The sequence below is a fragment of the Burkholderia sp. AU44665 genome, assembly GCF_030504405.1.
Taxonomy (GTDB): domain Bacteria; phylum Pseudomonadota; class Gammaproteobacteria; order Burkholderiales; family Burkholderiaceae; genus Burkholderia; species Burkholderia semiarida.
This window is the reverse complement of record NZ_JAUJRI010000014.1, coordinates 13409-30794: the sequence shown is the minus strand read 5'-3', so window position 1 is coordinate 30794 and position 17386 is coordinate 13409. Positions and strand designations below refer to the sequence as shown.

The window sequence follows — 17386 nt, the reverse complement described above, 5'->3', positions numbered from 1 at the left end:
CGCAGCGCGCGACAAGCCCCGCCCGCCGCGGATCACCGCCGGGGGACTGCCGCCGCGCGAACGGCGCAGCAACGCCCGTTACAGCCGCGCCGCCAGCCGCGCCCCCTGATCGATCGCACGCTTCGCATCGAGTTCGGCGGCCAGTTCCGCGCCGCCGATCAGGTGCACCGTGCGCCCGGCCGCCTGCAGCGGCGCGAGCAACGTGCGCTGCGGCTCCTGCCCCGTGCAGAGCACGACCGTGTCGGCTTCGATCAATTCGTGATCGGTGCGCTGCTCGCCATACGACACGTGCAATCCGCGTGCATCGATCAGTTCGTAATTCACGCCGCCGATCATCTTCACCTGCTTCATCTTCAGCGTCGCACGGTGAATCCAGCCGGTCGTCTTGCCGAGGCCCTTGCCGAGCGGTGCGGCCTTGCGCTGCAGCAACGTCACCTCCCGTGCGGGCGCCGACACCCGCGCACGCGTCACACCGCCGCGCGTCGCGGCCGGGTCGGTCACGCCCCACTCGGCCTTCCACGCGTCCAGATCGAGCGCCGGCGACTCGCCGTCCTGTACCAGATATTCGGCGACATCGAAGCCGATCCCGCCCGCGCCCACCACCGCGACCCGCCGGCCGACCGGCTGCCTGCCCGCGAGCACGTCGATATAGCTGAGCACGTTCGGCCCGTCCTGCCCCGGAATCTTCGGGTCGCGCGGCGCGACGCCGGTCGCGAGCACGATTTCGTCGTAGCCGCCCGCGATCAGGTCGCTCGCGTCGACGCGGCGGTTCAGGTGCAGCTTCACGCCGGTCAACTCGACCTGCCGGCCGAAGTAGCGCAACGCTTCGTGAAACTCCTCCTTGCCCGGGATCCGCTTCGCCATGTTGAACTGGCCGCCGATCTCCGGCGCCGCGTCGAACAGGTCGACCTGATGGCCGCGCTGCGCGAGCACCGTCGAGCACGCGAGCCCGGCCGGCCCCGCGCCCACCACCGCGATGCGCTTCGACTGCGGCGCGGGCGTGTATTTCAGCTCCGTCTCGTGGCACGCACGCGGATTCAGCAGGCACGACGCGATTCGGTTCTTGAACGCATGATCGAGGCACGCCTGGTTGCAGCCGATGCACGTGTTGATTTCGTCGGCCCGGCCCTGCGCCGCCTTGACGACGAACTCGGGATCCGCGAGCAACGGGCGCGCCATCGACACCATGTCCGCGCAGCCGTCCGCGAGAATCTGCTCGGCCACTTCGGGCCGGTTGATCCGGTTGGTCGTCACGAGCGGGATGCCGACCTCGCCCTTCATCTTCTTCGTCACCCACACAAACGCGCCGCGCGGCACCGACGTCGCGATCGTCGGCACGCGCGCTTCATGCCAGCCGATCCCCGTGTTGATGATGGTCGCACCCGCGCGCTCGACCGCCTTCGCGAGCTGCACGGTTTCGTTCCAGTCGCTGCCATCTGGAATCAGGTCGAGCATCGACAGCCGGTAGATCAGGATGAAGTCGCGGCCGACCGCTTCGCGCGTGCGCTCGACGATCTCGATCGGCAAGCGGATGCGGTTCTCGTACGACCCGCCCCACTGGTCGATGCGCTTGTTCGTATGCATCGAGATGAACTGGTTGATCAGGTAGCCCTCGGAGCCCATGATCTCGACGCCGTCATAACCGGCTTCGCGCGCCAGCGTCGCGCAACGCACGAACGCGCGGATCTGCCGCTCGACGCCGCGCGCACTCAGTTCGTGCGGCGCGAACGGCGAGATCGGCGACTTGATCTTCGACGGCGCGACCGCGAACGGGTGATAACCGTAGCGGCCCGTATGCAGGATCTGCAGCGCGATCTTGCCGTCCTCCGCATGCACCGCATCCGTGATCTCGCGATGCCGGCGCGCGGCGGCCGACGTCATCAGCGTGCCGCCGAACGGCTTGGTCCAGCCGGCCACGTTCGGCGCGAAGCCGCCCGTCACGATCAGGCCGACGCCGCCGCGCGCGCGCTCGGCGAAATATTCGGCGAGGCGCGGCAGCGTCTTGCGGCTGTCCTCGAGGCCGGTATGCATCGAGCCCATCAGCACGCGGTTCTTCAGCGTCGTGAAGCCGAGATCGAGCGGAGCGAGCAGGTGGGGAAAGGGGGTCGTCATGATGATTCGGCCAGTAAGCGATGCCTGCCATCGTAGGCGGGCGGCGCCTTGAACGTGAGGGGGCAAACAGCCATAATGCTTGTCATTTCCGGCCAAAACGACATGACCTCCCCGTCTCGCAAGGACCGCCTCGGGCTGCGCCGGCCGACGATTCCGGTCGCCTATACGCGCCTGCTGCTGCAGGCGCTGGCCGCACGCGGCGTCGATCTGGCCGCCGTGCGTGCCGGCACGGGCCTGCGCGACGCGGTGCTGGCCGAACCGGATGCGCGCGTCGCGCCGTCGCAATGGGGGCGGCTCGTGCTCAACGCGATCGAGATCGGCGGCGATCCGGGCATCGGGCTCGCGTTCGGGCTGCTGCTGAAGCCGACCGTGCACGGCTTTCTCGGCTATGCGACGCTGACCGCGCGGGACATCCGCGAAGCATTGTCGGTCACGCAGCGCTACTTCCGGATGCGCAATCGCCAGTACCGGCTGACCTATGCGGAAGACGAACGCGGCGCGACGCTCGAACTGCACGGCGTGCAGGCGAATCCCGTGCTGCAGCATCACGTGATGTTCGAATTCGTGCTGACGGGGCTCGCGCAGAACATCGCGCAATGGGCCGGTCGCCCGTCGCCGCCGATCAGGCTGCAATTCGCGTGGCCGGAGCCCGCGTATTTCGCGCGCTACCGCGATACGTTGCCGCCGGTCGAATTCGGCTGCGCGGCCAATGCGCTGTGGGTCGCGCACGACGTGCTCGACTGGCCGCTGCCGCTCGCCGATGAAGTCGCGCACCGGCAGGCGCTCGTGCAGGTGGAACGCGAATATGCACAGGTGCGGCAGGAGGAAGGCGATCTGGTCGAGCGCGTGCGGGCGGAACTGGCGCGCGCAGCCGGCGATTATCCGGGGCCGGACACGCTCGCCGATGCGCTGCTCGTGTCGACGCGCACGCTGCGGCGCCGGCTGGAGGAAGCGGGATCGAGCTATCGGCAATTGCTCGACGAAGCGCGGTTTCGCGACGCAAAGCAGTTGCTCGCCGCATCGGATCTCGACCTGAAAACGATCGCCGAGCGGCTGCAATTCACCGACCCGGCGAATTTCACGCGCGCGTTCCGGCGCTGGGCCGGACAAACGCCGAGCGCATACCGGGAAGCGGGTGCGGCGCGCGACTGATACGCAACCACTGGCGACACGAGACACCGGCCCGCGATTTCACCGGTACTGCGCGTCGCGTTCAGCTTGATCGTGTGGCCCGACGTGCATGCCGCGACGAGCGCGCGACGCATCAGCAGCCGATATCAATCCGCGCCCCGCCGTCCCCCTCACCAGCCTCGATGCGCACGTCGCCCGTCGCGGCGGCAATCGCGTCGTACACGTCGTCCGTCACGCACACCACCGGCACCGCGATCGCATACAGCTCGGCGGCCACGATCGCGCCGATCGAGACGATCAGGTCGCGCTCCTTCAGCACGATCCCGACTGGCCCCGTGCCGTTGCGCACCGCTTCCGCGAGCACACTGCTGCTCGAACTCGAGCCCTTCGCGTGCGGCATCACCATCACCTTGCCGGCAAGGCTCGCGCCGGCTTGCGGATGCCCGCAATCGACGATCCTGCCCGCGCCCGAGTCGTAGCCGCCCCAGAAGCTCAGCGGCTTGTCGAGCACGAACGGACACGCACACGCGCTGCCCGGCACGAGCGTGTCGCCCGTCAAGAATTTGCCCGTCGCTTCAGTCATCGAATCGCACCTTGCCTTCGTACGCGGACCGCACGCATTCGCGCATGCTGCCGTACGCGACCGTCACGCCGATGTTCGCGGGCGCATACGACGCCCATTTCCCCGAGTTGGTCATCACCAGCCCCGACAACTGCTTCATCACCGGCGTGATGTACGTGCAGGTATCGACGACGATCTGGATGCCGCGCGCGGCGAATTTCTCCGCGAGGCCGGCTTCTTCCAGCTCCCACAAAATGAAGCGGCTCGTGTTCACGTAGAAATCGCAGGCCGGCTTGCCGTCGAAGGCGTCGAGCAACGTGTCGAGCGTGCGGAATTCGGCCAGCGAAAAATGCGGCGTGCCGAGCGCGACCGCGACGAGCGCGTCGCCGGCCGCGCCGTGATTCAGCGTGCGGCGAATCTCGTCGAGATCGGCCATCGTGATATCGACCGTGCGTTGCGCGGCGCGCCCGTGCAACGCGGCGTCGAGCGTCGGCGCCTCGGGCGTCACGCCGACCGCATGGAACAGCGCGACGGCCCCGCTCGATGCGGCGGCCGCGCCGAGCGCCTTGAGTTCGTCCTCGGTGGTGTCCGCCGGCAGCCCGACGATCGCCGGCACGACCGCGCCCGCGATCTTGCCGACCGCCAGCCCGAGCGCGGCGAAATAGATGTCGCGCGACGGCAGGCTGCTGAAGTCCGGCGCATTGAACACGATCCGCGCGGCGCGGTTCGCGTCGACATGCAGCCCCGCATACGGCGCGCGCCCCGTGATCGCGGCAGCCAGGTCGAGGAAATCGCCGTAGCGGCTCGTGCGTGCGCCCAGCACCGAGTTCGCGAACACGATCGCATTGGATTCGGCCCACGCGATCTGCTCGCCCAGCGCGGGGCGATGCTTCAGCTGATACGGCGCGCACGTGAAGCTCGATTCGCAGCCGAGCAACAAATGCGCGTCCATCAGGCGCCGCGCATCGCGTTGGATCGTGCGATCGCCGTGGTACAGCTCGGGATGGATCAAGTCGAGCGAGCCGACGTTCAACGTGGTCGGCACCGCGACCTTCGCGCCCGTTTCGACGAAATAGTCGACGAAGTCGAGGCTGGTCTGGCCGTGGTACAGGCAGCCGTCGATATGCGCGGACGTAATGTCGATCAGGTGAGGCGCGGACATCACTTGCGCGGTGCGCGCGACGATTCGCATCGCACGGGCGACGCCGTCGCCGAAATCCCCGCGCAACATCGCGTCGTCGCGGTCACTCAACTGCAGCATCCGGTTGCTCCTCGTGACGCGTGCCGGCGGCGCCGGCTGCGTGAAATCCGTCAGAGGACTCTACAACTGGAAATAAAAACTGTCCAGATTTTCACGAATCCGGACCCACACAAAACCACTTTCAGCGAAATTCGGCAACTAAATCACATAATGGCTCGCATTCCAATCCAGTTCGCCCTAACGCTCCGCAGTCAGGCTGAACAACTCGTCACGCAGCGCCTTTGCGCGATCGCGGCCGAACTGCGCGTCGAATTCGTCTTGCGCGGCCTGCCACGCAACTTTCGCCTGCGCGAACGTGCGCTCGCCGAGCTTCGTGAGATGGAGCGCATGCGCACGCGCATCGTGCTCGGATGCAGCCGTCGCGACGAAGCCATCGCGCTGCAACGGCTTCAGCGCGCGCAGCAAGGTCGTGCGATCCATCACGAGCGTGTCGGCGAGTTCGCTCATCAGCAGGCCGGGCCGGCGTTTGAGGTTCACCATGATCGAGAACTGGGCGGGCGTGACGCCAACCGGGGCCAGATGGCGTTCGTACAGTTGCGTGACGAAGCGCGCCGCCTGGCGCAGCGCGAGACAGTTGCACGCCTCGGAAATCGGAATGTCGTTCATGTTCCGGAATCTATATGTGCATATGCATAAAGTCAATGTACACTCCGCGGTAACAACGGCCGGCGGCCGGCCATCGCGTCAAGGAGACGGACATGGACTACATCGACAAGCTGCGGATCTTCCGGTCGGTGGTGGAGATGCGCAGCTTCACGCGCGCCGCCGACATGCACGGCCTCGCGCGGCCGGTCGTCTCGCGCGCGGTGGCCGATCTGGAGGCGCGTTTCGGCAGCCGTCTGCTGCACCGGACCACGCGCCAGGTGTCGCTGACCGAGACGGCCGAGCGAATCTACGAGCGTTGCGCGGCCGTGCTCGACGAGCTCGACGCGCTGGAAGTTCAAGCGCAGGCACACACGCGCGAGCCCGAGGGCCTGCTGCGCCTCGTCGCGCATACGACGGCCGCGCTGAACCGGCTCGTGCCGCTGATCGCCGGCTTCAAGGCCGCGCACCCGAACGTGCGCCTCGACGTCACGCTGACCGAGCGCCCTGTCGATCTGGTCGGCGAAGGCTACGACATTGGCATCGTCGTGCCGTACATGCTGACGAGCGAATCGACCGTCGTGCGGCTGATCGAGCGCATTCCGGTCGTGATCGTCGCCACGCCTGCGTATCTGCACGCGCATGCGCGCCCCGAAAGCCCGGCCGACCTCGCCGATCATCCGTTCGTGCCGATCTCGCCGTCGCTGCGCCGCCCGGCGCTGTCCTTCCGCGTCGACGGCGACACGGTCACCGTGCCGTTCCGTTTCGACATCTCGTCGAACAGCCCCGTGTTCAACCGCGAAATGGTGATGCACGACTTCGGCATCGGCGTCGTCCCGAAAACGCTCGTCGAGGCGCAACTCGCGTCGGGCGCGCTCGTGCAGTTGCTGGAAGGCGCCGATCTCGTCGATGCGTTCGTCGAAATCAAGCTCGCGTACGCGAACCGCTCGCTGCTGCCCGCGAAGGTGAAGGCGTTCATCGACTACACGGCCGCGTATTGCGACCGCGAAGGCTGGAGCGTTCCGGCCGCGGCGTGACCGGGCGCGGGAACGCGCCTTTGCGACGCCGATTGGTACAGCCACGACACCAATCTGATCCTGTCCCGCCCCTCGCTTCGCGCCGCCCCGCCCCCTAACATGTGCACATGCACAAGACCACGCTCACCGATGACGATTGCTTCGCGGTCCGGCAAGCCGCCCGGCGAATCTCGCAGTTCTACGAGCGCTATCTGTCGCGGGCGGGCGTCACGCCGTCGCAGTACAGCATCCTCGCGCTGCTGCGCGAGCGGCCCGGCCTGACGATGGCGACACTGTCGAACGTGCTGGTGATCGAACGCACCGCGTTGCTGCGCGCGCTCAGGCCTCTCGTCGGCGCGGCGCTGGTGACGGGGCGGATCGAGCCGCCATGCCGCGGCCAGACGTTCGCGCTGACCGCGCACGGCGAAACCAAGGTGGCCGATGCGCACGTGCACTGGCTCGCCGCGCAGGAAGCGTTCGAGCGGTACTTCGGGTCGGCGCAGGCGGCCCGACTGAGAGACGAATTGTTCCGGATCACGCACAACCTGCCGGAACGCTAACCCCTTCCCCGATCGACACGACGACGTCGATCGTTTTGATCAGTGCATATACATAGGTGAATCGATGGATACGACTCAAGACGCTGCCTCGTCACGCGAAGCAGCCACAACCGAGCGGCCCGCGAAGCAACGACGCCGCGTGCCGTGGATGCGCATCGCGGTGGGCGCCGCCGTCGTCGTGGTCGCGGCCGCCGCGCTCGACTGGCTGTTCGTGCTGCGCTTCCAGGAAAGCACCGACGATGCGTACGTCGGCGGCGACGTGACGGTGCTCGCACCGAAGGTCAGCGGTTTCGTCGACAAGATCCTCGTGACCGACAATCAGCGTGTGAAGGCCGGCGACGTGCTCGTGCAGCTCGATGCGCGCGACTACGACGCGAAGCTCGCTCAGGCCAGCGCAGAAGTCGACAGCGCGCGCTCCGCCGTGACCGAACTCGAAGCGAAGCAGCAGCTGCAATTCGCGGTGATCGGTCAGCACGCGGCAGACAAGAATGCGTCGTCGGCCGAGTTGACGCGCGCGGCATCCGATCGCGTGCGCTATCGCGAACTCGTGAAGTCGGACGCCGTATCGAACCAGATCGTCGAGCGCGCGGACGCCGATTACTCGAAGGCCGGCGCGGCCGTCGAACGCAGCGACGCCGCGCTGCTCGCATCGAAGCGCCAACTCGACGTGCTCGGCGCGCAACTCGCCGATGCGCGGGCCCGCGTGAAGACCGCGCTCGCCGCGCAGCGCGTCGCGGCGCTCAACGTCGAATACACGACGATCCGCTCGCCGGTCGACGGCTACGTCGGCAACCGCACCGGCCGCGTCGGGATGCTCGCGAACGTCGGCGTGCCGCTGCTGACGGTCGTACCGGCCTCCGGCCTGTGGATCGATGCGAACTTCAAGGAAGACCAGCTACGCAAGATGCGCGCGGGCGATCGCGTCGACGTCGCGCTCGATGCGTCGAGCACGCGCCTGCACGGCCGCGTCGACAGCCTCGCGCCCGCGACCGGCGCGACCTTCAGCGTGCTGCCGCCCGAGAACGCGACCGGCAACTTCACGAAGATCGTCCAGCGCGTGCCCGTGCGCGTGCATCTCGATCCGCAGCCGGGCATCGAGCAGGTGCTGCGCCCCGGGCTGTCCGCGGTCGTGACCGTGCATACCGACCACAAGAACTGAGCGGGAGCCGACGATGACCACCGCGTTTTCCGGCGACCCCGCGTCACAACCGACCAGGCAGCGCGTGTTCGCATTCGCGCTGATGTGCGTCGGCTTCTTCATGGCGACGCTCGACATCCAGATCGTCGCGTCGTCGCTGCGCGACATCGGCGGCGGGCTGTCCGCGAGCCAGGACGAATTGTCGTGGGTGCAGACGGCCTACCTGATCGCCGAGATCATCGTGATCCCGATGTCGGGCTGGCTGTCGAAGGTGATGTCGACGCGCTGGCTGTTCGCCGCGTCGGCCGTCGGCTTCACGATCACCAGCATGCTGTGCGGGCTCGCGTGGGACATCAACTCGATGATCCTGTTTCGCGGCATGCAGGGCGCGCTCGGCGCCGCGATGATCCCGACCGTGTTTACCACCGCGTTCGTGCTGTTCCCCGGCAAGCAGCGGCTGATCGCGTCGACGACCATCGGCGCGCTCGCGTCGCTCGCGCCGGCGATCGGCCCCGTGATCGGCGGCTGGATCACCGACCAATGGTCGTGGCACTGGCTGTTCTACCTGAACCTCGTGCCGGGCATCGCGGTAGCCGTGCTCGTGCCGCGCTACGTGCATATCGACGCGCCCGATCTCAGCCTGATCAAGCGCGGCGACTATCTCGGCATCGCGTTGATGTCCGGCTTCCTCGGCTGCCTCGAATACGTGCTCGAGGAAGGCCCGCGCAAGAACTGGTTCGGCGACGACGCGATCGTGATCTGCGCGTGGATCGCCGGCATATGCGGCTTCCTGTTCATCGTGCATGCGCTGACCGCGAAAGATCCGATCGTCGACCTGCGCGCGCTCGCCGTGCGCAACTTCGGGATCGGCAGCCTGCTGTCGTTCGTGACCGGCATCGGGATTTTCGTGACCGTGTTCCTGACGCCGCTGTTTCTCGCGCAGGTGCGTGCGTTCAGCTCGTTGCAGATCGGCATCGCGCTGCTGTCGGTCGGCGCGTTCCAGTTGATCGCGTTGTGCGCGTATGCGTTCGCCGCGCGCTACTTCAGCATGCGTGCGCTGCTCGTGTTCGGGTTGATCTGTTTCGGCCTCGGCTGCTACCTGTATACGCCGATCACGCACGACTGGGGCTGGCGGGAACTGCTGCTGCCGCAGGCGCTGCGCGGCATCGGCCAGCAATTCAGCGTGCCGCCGATCGTGACGATGGCGCTCGGCTCGCTGCCGCAGTCGCGGCTGAAATCGGCGAGCGGCCTGTTCAACCTGATGCGTAACCTCGGCGGCGCGATCGGTATCGCGGTGAGCGCGACGATGCTGAACGACCGGCTGAATTTTCACTATCTGCGGCTGAACGAGCACGTGAGCGCCGGCGAACCGCAGATCGCGTCACTGCTCGACCGCCAGGCCGCGTACTGGGGATCGGTGGCCGGCAATACGCTGAATACCGCGCAGGCCGGACTCGCGAACCTGCATCGGCTGATCTACCGAGAAGCGCTGACGCTGACTTATGCGGATGCGTACTACGCGCTGTCGCTGTGCTTCGTCGTCGCGCTGCTTGCCGTCGTGTTTTCCAAACCCATTACGTTGAACGCGCCGCCGCCGGACGCGCACTGAGGCCAAGGATCATCATCATGAAGAAGTTACTCGTCGCGCTGGCCGTCAGCGCATTCGCCGCCGGGTGTGCGGTGCAGCCCGCGCAGCATCCGGCGCTTCAGGATTCGGTGCGAACGCTCGCGCCTGATGGTTGGGATACCAATGTGCCGCGCGCGGATATCGACGCCGCCGCTTGGTGGGCGCAATTCCACGATCCCGTGCTGGACAAGCTGATCGCCGCGGTGCTCGACGGCAATCTCGATCTGCAAGCCGCGGCCGAACGCGTGAAGCAGGCGCAGGCGCTGACCGTTCAGAAACGCGCGGTGCTGCTGCCCGAACTCGACGCGACCGCGCATGCGGCCGACGCGCGGCAAAACACGCCGCCGCCGCTCGGTTACGTGCGGCAGGCCGGCGCCGGGCTCGCGCTGAGCTGGTCGCCCGATGTGTTCGGCGGAGAGCGGCTCGATCTGCTTGCTGCTCAAGCGGAGTTGGTCGGCCAAAAGCATGCGGAAGATGCGATGCGGCTCGCGCTCGCGGCCGATGCGGCATCCGCGTATGTCGATCTGCGCTGGGCGCAGCAAGAATTGAAGATCCTGCAGGACAACGCGAAAATCCGCCAGCATGCGCTCGAACTCACGCGCAAGCGGCAGGCGTTCGGGCTGTCGACGGAACTCGACGTGACGCGGGCGCAGAACCAGCTCGATGCACTCGAAGCCCGGATTCCGCCGACGCAGGCGCAGATTTCGCATCAACTCAATCTGATTGCCGTGTATTCCGGGCGCACGCCGGAATCGGTCGATCGGCTCGTGCTGGCGCAGGCTGGCGAGATTCCCGCGCCGCCGGCTGGCGCGCCGGGGACGTTGCCTTCGCAAGCGTTGTTGCGGCGGCCGGATGTGCTGACTGCCTATGCTCAAGTCGAGCGGCGTGCGGCACAAGTCGGCGTGGCGAAGGCCGAACGGTATCCGAAGTTTTCGTTGAACCTGACGGACGGGATTCTCGCGGCTTCGTATCTCGGGTTGCCGACGTTGACCGATAACCTGTTCAGCGCGGCGTTGAGTGCGACGAGTCCGATCTTCAACGCGGGACGAATTACCGCCGATATCTCGCAGAGCGAAAGCCGGATGCGCGAGTCGGAACTCGGGTTACGACAAACGATGCTGCAAGCGTTGCGGGAAGTCGAGGATGCGCGCGCCAATCTCGTCAGTTCCGATGAGGCGACGCGGCGACTCGATAGTGCATTGGCGGCTTCCGATAAAGCGCTTGGGCTGGCGAATCAGCTTTATAAGGGCGGTGCGACGGATTTTCTGGATGTGCTGTCGGCGCAGGAGGTGTATCTGCGCGATTCGGATTCGCTCAATCAGGTCAAGCGCGAGCACGCGCTTGCAGCGGTTGCGTTGTATCGGTCGCTGGGGGGTGGGTGGAGCCGGAATGATGCGGCGGGTGGGACGCAGACGGAAACGGAGGCTGTGGCGAAGAACTGACGATCAATGGGATATCGGGCGGATGGAGGCGGCCTCGCTTGTTCGGACAGTACGCTTAGATTTTTAAGTGGAACGTCGGAAGCAGCCATACTGCCAATTTGATCGCAGGCAGCGTCGGAGCCTATCCGAACCTTTGTGTGTGAGGCATAAACTGATGGCCAAGGAGCCACGTTATGCCACGCAAACGTAAGGAAGAAGCGACCGTAGAACCGGGCAAGGGCTTGAACCTGGACCCGGAACTGATCAAGCAACTGGTGCCCGGAACGCTGGATCGGGCGACGATCAACGAGCAGCTCGCTGCGCTCAAGAAGGCGATCTTCGAGCGTGCGCTGGGTGGCGAGTTGACCCACCACCTCGGCTACGAGAAGGGCGAAGCCAAGCCGGCCGGCCGCACGAACCATCGCAACGGCACCAGCCGCAAGCGCATCGCGACCGACGACGACCTGCTCGACGTCGAGATTCCGCGCGATCGCGAAGGCACCTTCGATCCGGTGCTGATCGCCAAGGGCGAGCGACGTTTCACCGGCTTCGACGACAAGATCATCGCGATGTACGCACGCGGCATGAGCGTGCAGGAGATTCAGGGCTTCCTGCAGGAGATGTACGGCATCGAGGTATCGCCGGACTTCATCAGTACCGTCACTGACGCGGTGATCGACGAAGTGCGCGAGTGGCAACAGCGGCCGCTCGAGCCGATGTACCCGGTGGTGTTCTTCGACGCCTTGCGCGTCAAGATCCGGGACGAAGGCGTGGTCCGCAACAAGGCGATCTACCTGGCGCTGGGTGTTCGCCGCGACGGCACACGTGACGTGCTGGGCCTCTGGATCGAGCAGACCGAGGGGGCCAAGTTCTGGCTGCGGGTGGTGAACGACCTGAAGCTGCGTGGCGTGCAGGATATCCTGATTGCCGTGGTCGACGGACTGAAGGGCTTCCCGGAAGCGATCAACACGGTGTTCCCGGAAACGACGGTCCAGACCTGCATCGTGCATCTGATCCGGAACTCGCTGGACTTCGCCAGCTGGAAAGACCGGAAATCCGTCGCAGCGGCGCTCAAGGAGGTCTATCGGGCACCGTCGGCCGAAGCGGCCGCCGTGGCGCTGGATGCGTTCGATACGAGCCCGTGGGGGACGAAATACCCACCGATTGCCGCGCTCTGGCGCCGGGCCTGGGATCAGGTGATTCCGTTTTACGCCTTCGCGCCCGACATCCGGAAAATTGTATATACGACCAACGCGATCGAGTCGCTGCACATGCAGCTTCGGAAGATCATTAAGGCGCGCGGCCACTTCCCGTCGGACGAGGCCGCGCTCAAGCTGATCTGGCTGGCGCTGCGCAACGTCGTAGCCAAGTGGACGGGTTCCCGGCACGATTGGAAGAGCGCCATGACTCAGTTCGCACTGCTTTACCCAGAACGATTCAACATTGGAGTCTGAATCTCAACCCGCCTCACACACTAAATTCCGGATACCTCCCAGCGTCGCGAAGTAGCCTCATCTGGCCTCTGATCCGCCAAGCTCGAATGAGGCCGTTTCCGGTTGTACAGCTTGACATACTCGCCGATGGAGCGGCCGGGCATGGCGACAGCCGGATGTTCCGGCCCAGCACGGCCTCCGCGAGCACGTCCGCGTGCACTGGATGCCCGGGCCCACGGGGCTCGCTCGAGGGCGCCCCGGTCGTACCGAACACGGCGGCCGCGCGTTCCTGTAACTACCGCTTCCATTCCGTGATCTGGCTCGGATGCACATCGAACTGCTGTGCCAATTCGGCAAGTGTCCGCTCGCCTTTGCCCGCTGCCAGCAATCTTCGCATTGAACGCCGCCGACCACGTCCGCCGGGTTCTCTTCGTCCTTTTGCCGTTCCTTTGCCAGAATTATCGTTGGCTCAAGGCCCGACCGCTCCACTTATTCCGCTGTCCGATTTTGCGCGGACACCTCTAGTCGCCCACACGAGCAGTCAAACTGCCAATTAACGTGCACCCACACTCGGTATGATGGCCGTGCAACGCAACGCGTTGACCATCGATCGTTACCGTCGGATGCGCCTCGATTATCTTGTTAACTCCATGTGGTCGTCCGTCCGGATATTTTTCCGGACAGTCCACCAGATCGTGCAACCGCGCAATATTTTTGCCATCGATGCGATGTGTTTCCGATCCGGTGATCACTCGCCCACCATGTGAGGTCGCATCGCCGACCACGATCATCTGCAATGCCATAACATGCTCCCTATAACGTAACCGACTGCGAAGCGCTCCCTGCGTCATGCGTGCCCATCCGCTCAATCTCGGCCCATACATTTGCCGGGACGCGAGTGATAGCGACACTAAACGACTCATCAGACTGCTGACGCTGAATCAGTAAATCATGAACGAACCGATTCCGATCGAAATCCTGTCCATACATATAGGTGTGCTGGCAGAAAGAAAGGCGGTCCCCCGGCTCGCGGATCCCCCACTGCACCGCACGGAGGTAGCGAGGAATGAAATCCTCGAAGCGGTCAAGGTAGGTACGCTCTCCGTCGACATCGCCGGAATCGATCAGTGCAGCCAGAATCTCGTCGGGCTCCGTGTGCGCCATGAGGGCATTGACGTCCGACGGCTCGAGCTGAACCATGACGGAACGGCAGATCCTCGCGCTCGCCATCGATTCGTTCCGAATGTGCTGCCACTCCCTGTGACGCCCCCGGTACATCCATTGCTCGATAGGGCTCATGAACATGGCGCGAATCTGCTCACCCCACGTGTTCAACACCGCCGTTGTGTTACGCGGATCAAAGAACCGCACCATCGCGGTCATGTTGTCGCCAATATCCGCAAACAAGAATGCTTGCAGATGCGTGACCAGTGCATCCATCTCCACCCTGCTAGAGATCAAGGACAGGCATGGACTCTGGCGATCGAGCTGATCGAGCTCTACAAACCAGTCCGCCTCGGTGTCATCGATCGACACCAAAAATAGTGAAGCTGGTCCGAGTTCCTCTTCAGGCAGACCAGCGAAAACAGAGAGAAACGGTACGCCAGCATGCTGCAGCAAAGGCACCACTTTCGGCGGACATACCGCCGCGTCGACCAACCCCATCAGGCGAGTTTGCGAGGATGTAGCTTGTAGTTCCATCTGGAATCCTGTTTATCGGCTTGCTTCCCACTCGCCTCAGGCCCACCCGGCTTGGGTCCTGCCATTACCCAAGTCGAGCTGCGAAGCGTTTGACGCAAGGCCGAGATATGCCTTGCGCTTATCTCCGCCAACAAACACGACTCGCGGGAAACCATACCCACCTGGCGCGTACTCGTGAAAATACGGCACCCGGAACCAGCAGCGGCTATCGTGCACGTAGTCATCAAATAGAGTGATGGCTCCTGCAGGCAACTTGTTCACGGCGTCGGGAGACGTATGCTGGCGTAGGAACGACTCCACGCCAGGTAATGGCGCAGCCATAACGTCGTCCTCTACGCGGTAATTTTGCACAAGCGTCGACCAGACCGTGTTGAGCAGTATTCCGCTATACGCCAGCGTAACGCACGGGGAATCACTCCCGGGCTGATCATGTTCGACGACAAATGTCGGTGGCACCTTGATCACGTCGCCCCCGCGAGTCACTATTGGACGATGATCCGTGCGCTTTACTTTCCACCGCTCGCACTGGTCCGGATACAGGTACCCGAGAAGCAGCCGCATTTCCTCCGCGCCCTGCCGAAGGTCGGTCTGATCGTTGGTCACAACATCGAGTGGCCCCTCTCCAGGACGGGCAGGTTTCGGGTTAGCGACACCAGGATGAGCAATTGCACCGCATAGCTGCTCGTTGCGCCGGTCCATGGCTTCGTTCAGCGCCGTCACCTGCCCCTTTTGCGTGCTCATGTATGACGCATATCCCGCTCCCATTGACAAGGCGTTCGCCTGGAGCAACTGAGATTGCGACCTCAGCTTACTCATAGTCGGATCATTTTCCGACGCCTTTGAAACCCCCTGCTGCACCTTATGCGGCGTCATCTTGTCTTCGTGCGCGCGCTTGAAGAACGACTGTCCCGTAACATAGCGCTGCGGATTACCAATGTCTGCGCGCAGCGTCCGCCACGCCAACATCTGGCCCAATCCGACCTTCAGCGCATCTTCCACACTGTTGACATTCTCGACGGTCTTGCGCCACGCGTTAAATGCATCGATCACCGACTGGTCGAGAGCAAAGTCGGCAACCAGATCGGCACGTTTAGTTATCGTATCGCTATCCATCAGCGGCACACCATACGAGGCGGCCTTCAGATACATATCGTGCAGCGGAATCTGGCTAAGTTTGTAGCTGTCGTCCCCAGCTTTCGCTGCAACCCCTCCTTTACCCTGTTCGCATGGCGCATAGCCGCCCCCCACGTCCGAATGGACCCCCGGATAGGCCACCTCGTCACGAATCCCGCTGCCGTAGCTGCCCCCGTTGCGGATTGAATCAAGCGGAAAACTCATACGCTGCTCGTGCACCGAAAACGCGTGGTAACAGAATCGGACATCCTTAGGAATATCAAGCCGACCGTCGTTAGCGAACGCGAAGTGCCCATCAAATGTGCCAAAGTCCACGGTCGCACGAGTCGAATCGGGGGGGCCTACGGAGGCAACTGTATCGAAAAGACCAACGAAGTTGACCTTGTAATTCAGCGCATATTTTCCAGTCTGGTATCCAATCCGCCCGTCCCGTGCCCATTCATTGATCAGCTTGTTGACGAATACGCGTGCGCATGCCGCCCCCCGCGAAAAACCAATTACGTTGATCCAGATCTGCTTGACCGTCTGCGGATATCGCCCCTCGTCGATCGCCTGCTTGTGAGCGAGACCCAATCGATCGGTGTAGCCAACCAGCGGGAGTTTGTGACCATCGGCCACTTCCGTGCAAACTCTTTGGACGTCGCTATCCGGAATCAGATTTCGGGTCTTGTCCGTAGCAATAGCCCGATATATAGCATTCAGTACTCTCGTGTAGCCCCACACGCAGCGACTGCCAAAACCGGATGCCATTGACTTGCCGGAAGTCGAGTACGTCTGCTCACCAATACTCTTGAATGGTGTACCCACACCTGCAATATAGAAGCGAAATATCCCCTCTTCTGATCGGTCCAGTGCCGCGTTGTACAGCCGCGCAACATTGGAATGTGTGCGAACAAGTGAATCCCGGAAAGGATTTGTCTGTTCGTCGTTATTGTTCGTACCATCAAAGAACAGTGTGATATGAAGTGTCTGAGGGCAAGACATTAGAGCATCGCACACCAGCGCACGCCCCTTTCTCAACGCCGTGATACTGCCCGCTATACGCCCACCCTGAGGCATCGGATCCGCCCATTTGAGGCTCATTGCGCACTCCCTCCATCCCGGTACATCCGATTCCACTCTTCATCCAAAATCCCATGCGCGATGTACGGATCGGTGTCTGGAGGACGTATGCCCGGGTCGTTCAAGTCACCTTTCTGGCCGTCAGCAACCATGATACGAACCCGATCACCCGGCAAGAAGACCGCCCAAAGCCCACCCATAACCTTCCCATATTTCGGGATCCGAACGTTTTCCGCCTTGTACCAGTACCCTGGCGTCTTTCCGTCCTGCTTCTTGTCAACCAGCCAGCGCACCGTCAGCTTCAGGTCCGGCTGCCATACAGAGGGGATGTCGCTGCAGCACATATCACCGCCACCACCGTACGGCTTATTGTCTGCTTCAGCAGGTAATACGTTGGGGCCACCACCGCTTACCCCCGATCCCTTCGGCCCTTCAAATCCCCACTTATGGATGTACCAAGGGGAGTAGTTCAGAGTCGAGGCGCCAACACCCAGCGTATCGTAGTGCTTCGGCAGGCTCGACAGATCAAGCGGCTGTGCCATAGCGCCGGGATGCTTATCGCATGCCCCGAGGCCAAAAACGGCAGCAAAGGCGACGGCCTGGATCGCACGTCGCCCGAAATGGGAAAGTCGGTCTGTCATCATGG

Annotated in this window: 15 protein-coding genes; 7 read left to right on the top strand and 8 right to left on the bottom strand. The window is 63.8% G+C overall.

Translation table 11 applies throughout. The features are described from left to right. Window positions 1–78: 78 nt before the first annotated feature. On the bottom strand, window positions 79–2112 hold the full coding sequence (locus QZM15_RS24190) for an NADPH-dependent 2,4-dienoyl-CoA reductase (RefSeq protein ID WP_302107396.1): 2034 nt from the start codon (window positions 2110–2112) through the stop codon (window positions 79–81). A 75-nt stretch (window positions 2113–2187) separates the two neighbouring features. Between QZM15_RS24190 and QZM15_RS24185 the strand changes: the two genes are divergently transcribed. Further along, a complete protein-coding gene (locus QZM15_RS24185; protein ID WP_302107395.1) occupies window positions 2188–3264 on the top strand; it encodes an AraC family transcriptional regulator in 1077 nt (358 codons plus the stop codon). A gap of 112 nt (window positions 3265–3376) precedes the next feature. Here the strand turns inward: QZM15_RS24185 and QZM15_RS24180 are convergent, their stop codons facing one another. The 3 genes from QZM15_RS24180 to QZM15_RS24170 form a co-directional block, all read right to left on the bottom strand. Continuing rightward, complete coding sequence (locus tag QZM15_RS24180; RefSeq protein WP_302107394.1) at window positions 3377–3826, bottom strand: DUF126 domain-containing protein; 450 nt, start codon at window positions 3824–3826, stop codon at window positions 3377–3379. Next, window positions 3819–5066: an aconitase X gene (locus QZM15_RS24175; RefSeq protein WP_302107393.1), complete on the bottom strand. Its 1248-nt coding sequence runs from the start codon at window positions 5064–5066 to the stop codon at window positions 3819–3821. Before QZM15_RS24175 ends, QZM15_RS24180 begins: the two co-directional genes overlap by 8 nt. 177 nt (window positions 5067–5243) lie before the next feature. Beyond that, window positions 5244–5672, bottom strand: a complete 429-nt coding sequence (locus tag QZM15_RS24170) for a MarR family winged helix-turn-helix transcriptional regulator (RefSeq protein ID WP_060967826.1) — start codon at window positions 5670–5672, stop codon at window positions 5244–5246. A gap of 92 nt (window positions 5673–5764) precedes the next feature. Between QZM15_RS24170 and QZM15_RS24165 the strand changes: the two genes are divergently transcribed. From QZM15_RS24165 to QZM15_RS24140, 6 genes are all read left to right on the top strand, one after another. Further along, on the top strand, window positions 5765–6685 hold the full coding sequence (locus QZM15_RS24165) for a LysR family transcriptional regulator (protein ID WP_059575302.1): 921 nt from the start codon (window positions 5765–5767) through the stop codon (window positions 6683–6685). Window positions 6686–6792: 107 nt separating this feature from the next. Continuing rightward, window positions 6793–7224 (top strand): MarR family winged helix-turn-helix transcriptional regulator, encoded by a 432-nt coding sequence (locus tag QZM15_RS24160; protein WP_059575300.1) that lies wholly within the window; start codon window positions 6793–6795, stop codon window positions 7222–7224. Window positions 7225–7288: 64 nt separating this feature from the next. Next, window positions 7289–8383 (top strand): HlyD family secretion protein, encoded by a 1095-nt coding sequence (locus QZM15_RS24155; protein ID WP_302107392.1) that lies wholly within the window; start codon window positions 7289–7291, stop codon window positions 8381–8383. A 13-nt stretch (window positions 8384–8396) separates the two neighbouring features. Then, entirely contained in the window at window positions 8397–9971 is a 1575-nt protein-coding gene (locus QZM15_RS24150; protein WP_059575295.1) for a DHA2 family efflux MFS transporter permease subunit, read from the top strand. 17 nt (window positions 9972–9988) lie between these two features. Beyond that, a complete protein-coding gene (locus QZM15_RS24145; protein ID WP_302107437.1) occupies window positions 9989–11431 on the top strand; it encodes an efflux transporter outer membrane subunit in 1443 nt (480 codons plus the stop codon). 173 nt (window positions 11432–11604) lie between these two features. Then, window positions 11605–12864 carry an IS256 family transposase gene (locus tag QZM15_RS24140; protein WP_302107391.1) on the top strand — a complete coding sequence of 420 codons (1260 nt, stop codon included), beginning with the start codon at window positions 11605–11607 and terminating at the stop codon, window positions 12862–12864. Window positions 12865–13364: 500 nt separating this feature from the next. On the opposite strand, the gene QZM15_RS24135 is transcribed toward QZM15_RS24140, so the two are convergent. The 4 genes from QZM15_RS24135 to QZM15_RS24120 are packed head-to-tail and all read right to left on the bottom strand — an operon-like array spanning window position 13365 to window position 17384. Then, window positions 13365–13646 (bottom strand): PAAR domain-containing protein, encoded by a 282-nt coding sequence (locus QZM15_RS24135; RefSeq protein WP_081103904.1) that lies wholly within the window; start codon window positions 13644–13646, stop codon window positions 13365–13367. A 10-nt stretch (window positions 13647–13656) separates the two neighbouring features. After that, window positions 13657–14544, bottom strand: a complete 888-nt coding sequence (locus tag QZM15_RS24130) for a DUF4123 domain-containing protein (protein WP_302107390.1) — start codon at window positions 14542–14544, stop codon at window positions 13657–13659. A 36-nt stretch (window positions 14545–14580) separates the two neighbouring features. Beyond that, window positions 14581–16761 carry a DUF2235 domain-containing protein gene (locus QZM15_RS24125; RefSeq protein ID WP_302107389.1) on the bottom strand — a complete coding sequence of 727 codons (2181 nt, stop codon included), beginning with the start codon at window positions 16759–16761 and terminating at the stop codon, window positions 14581–14583. Further along, window positions 16758–17384 carry a DUF3304 domain-containing protein gene (locus QZM15_RS24120; protein WP_302107388.1) on the bottom strand — a complete coding sequence of 209 codons (627 nt, stop codon included), beginning with the start codon at window positions 17382–17384 and terminating at the stop codon, window positions 16758–16760. Before QZM15_RS24120 ends, QZM15_RS24125 begins: the two co-directional genes overlap by 4 nt. Window positions 17385–17386: the final 2 nt, after the last annotated feature.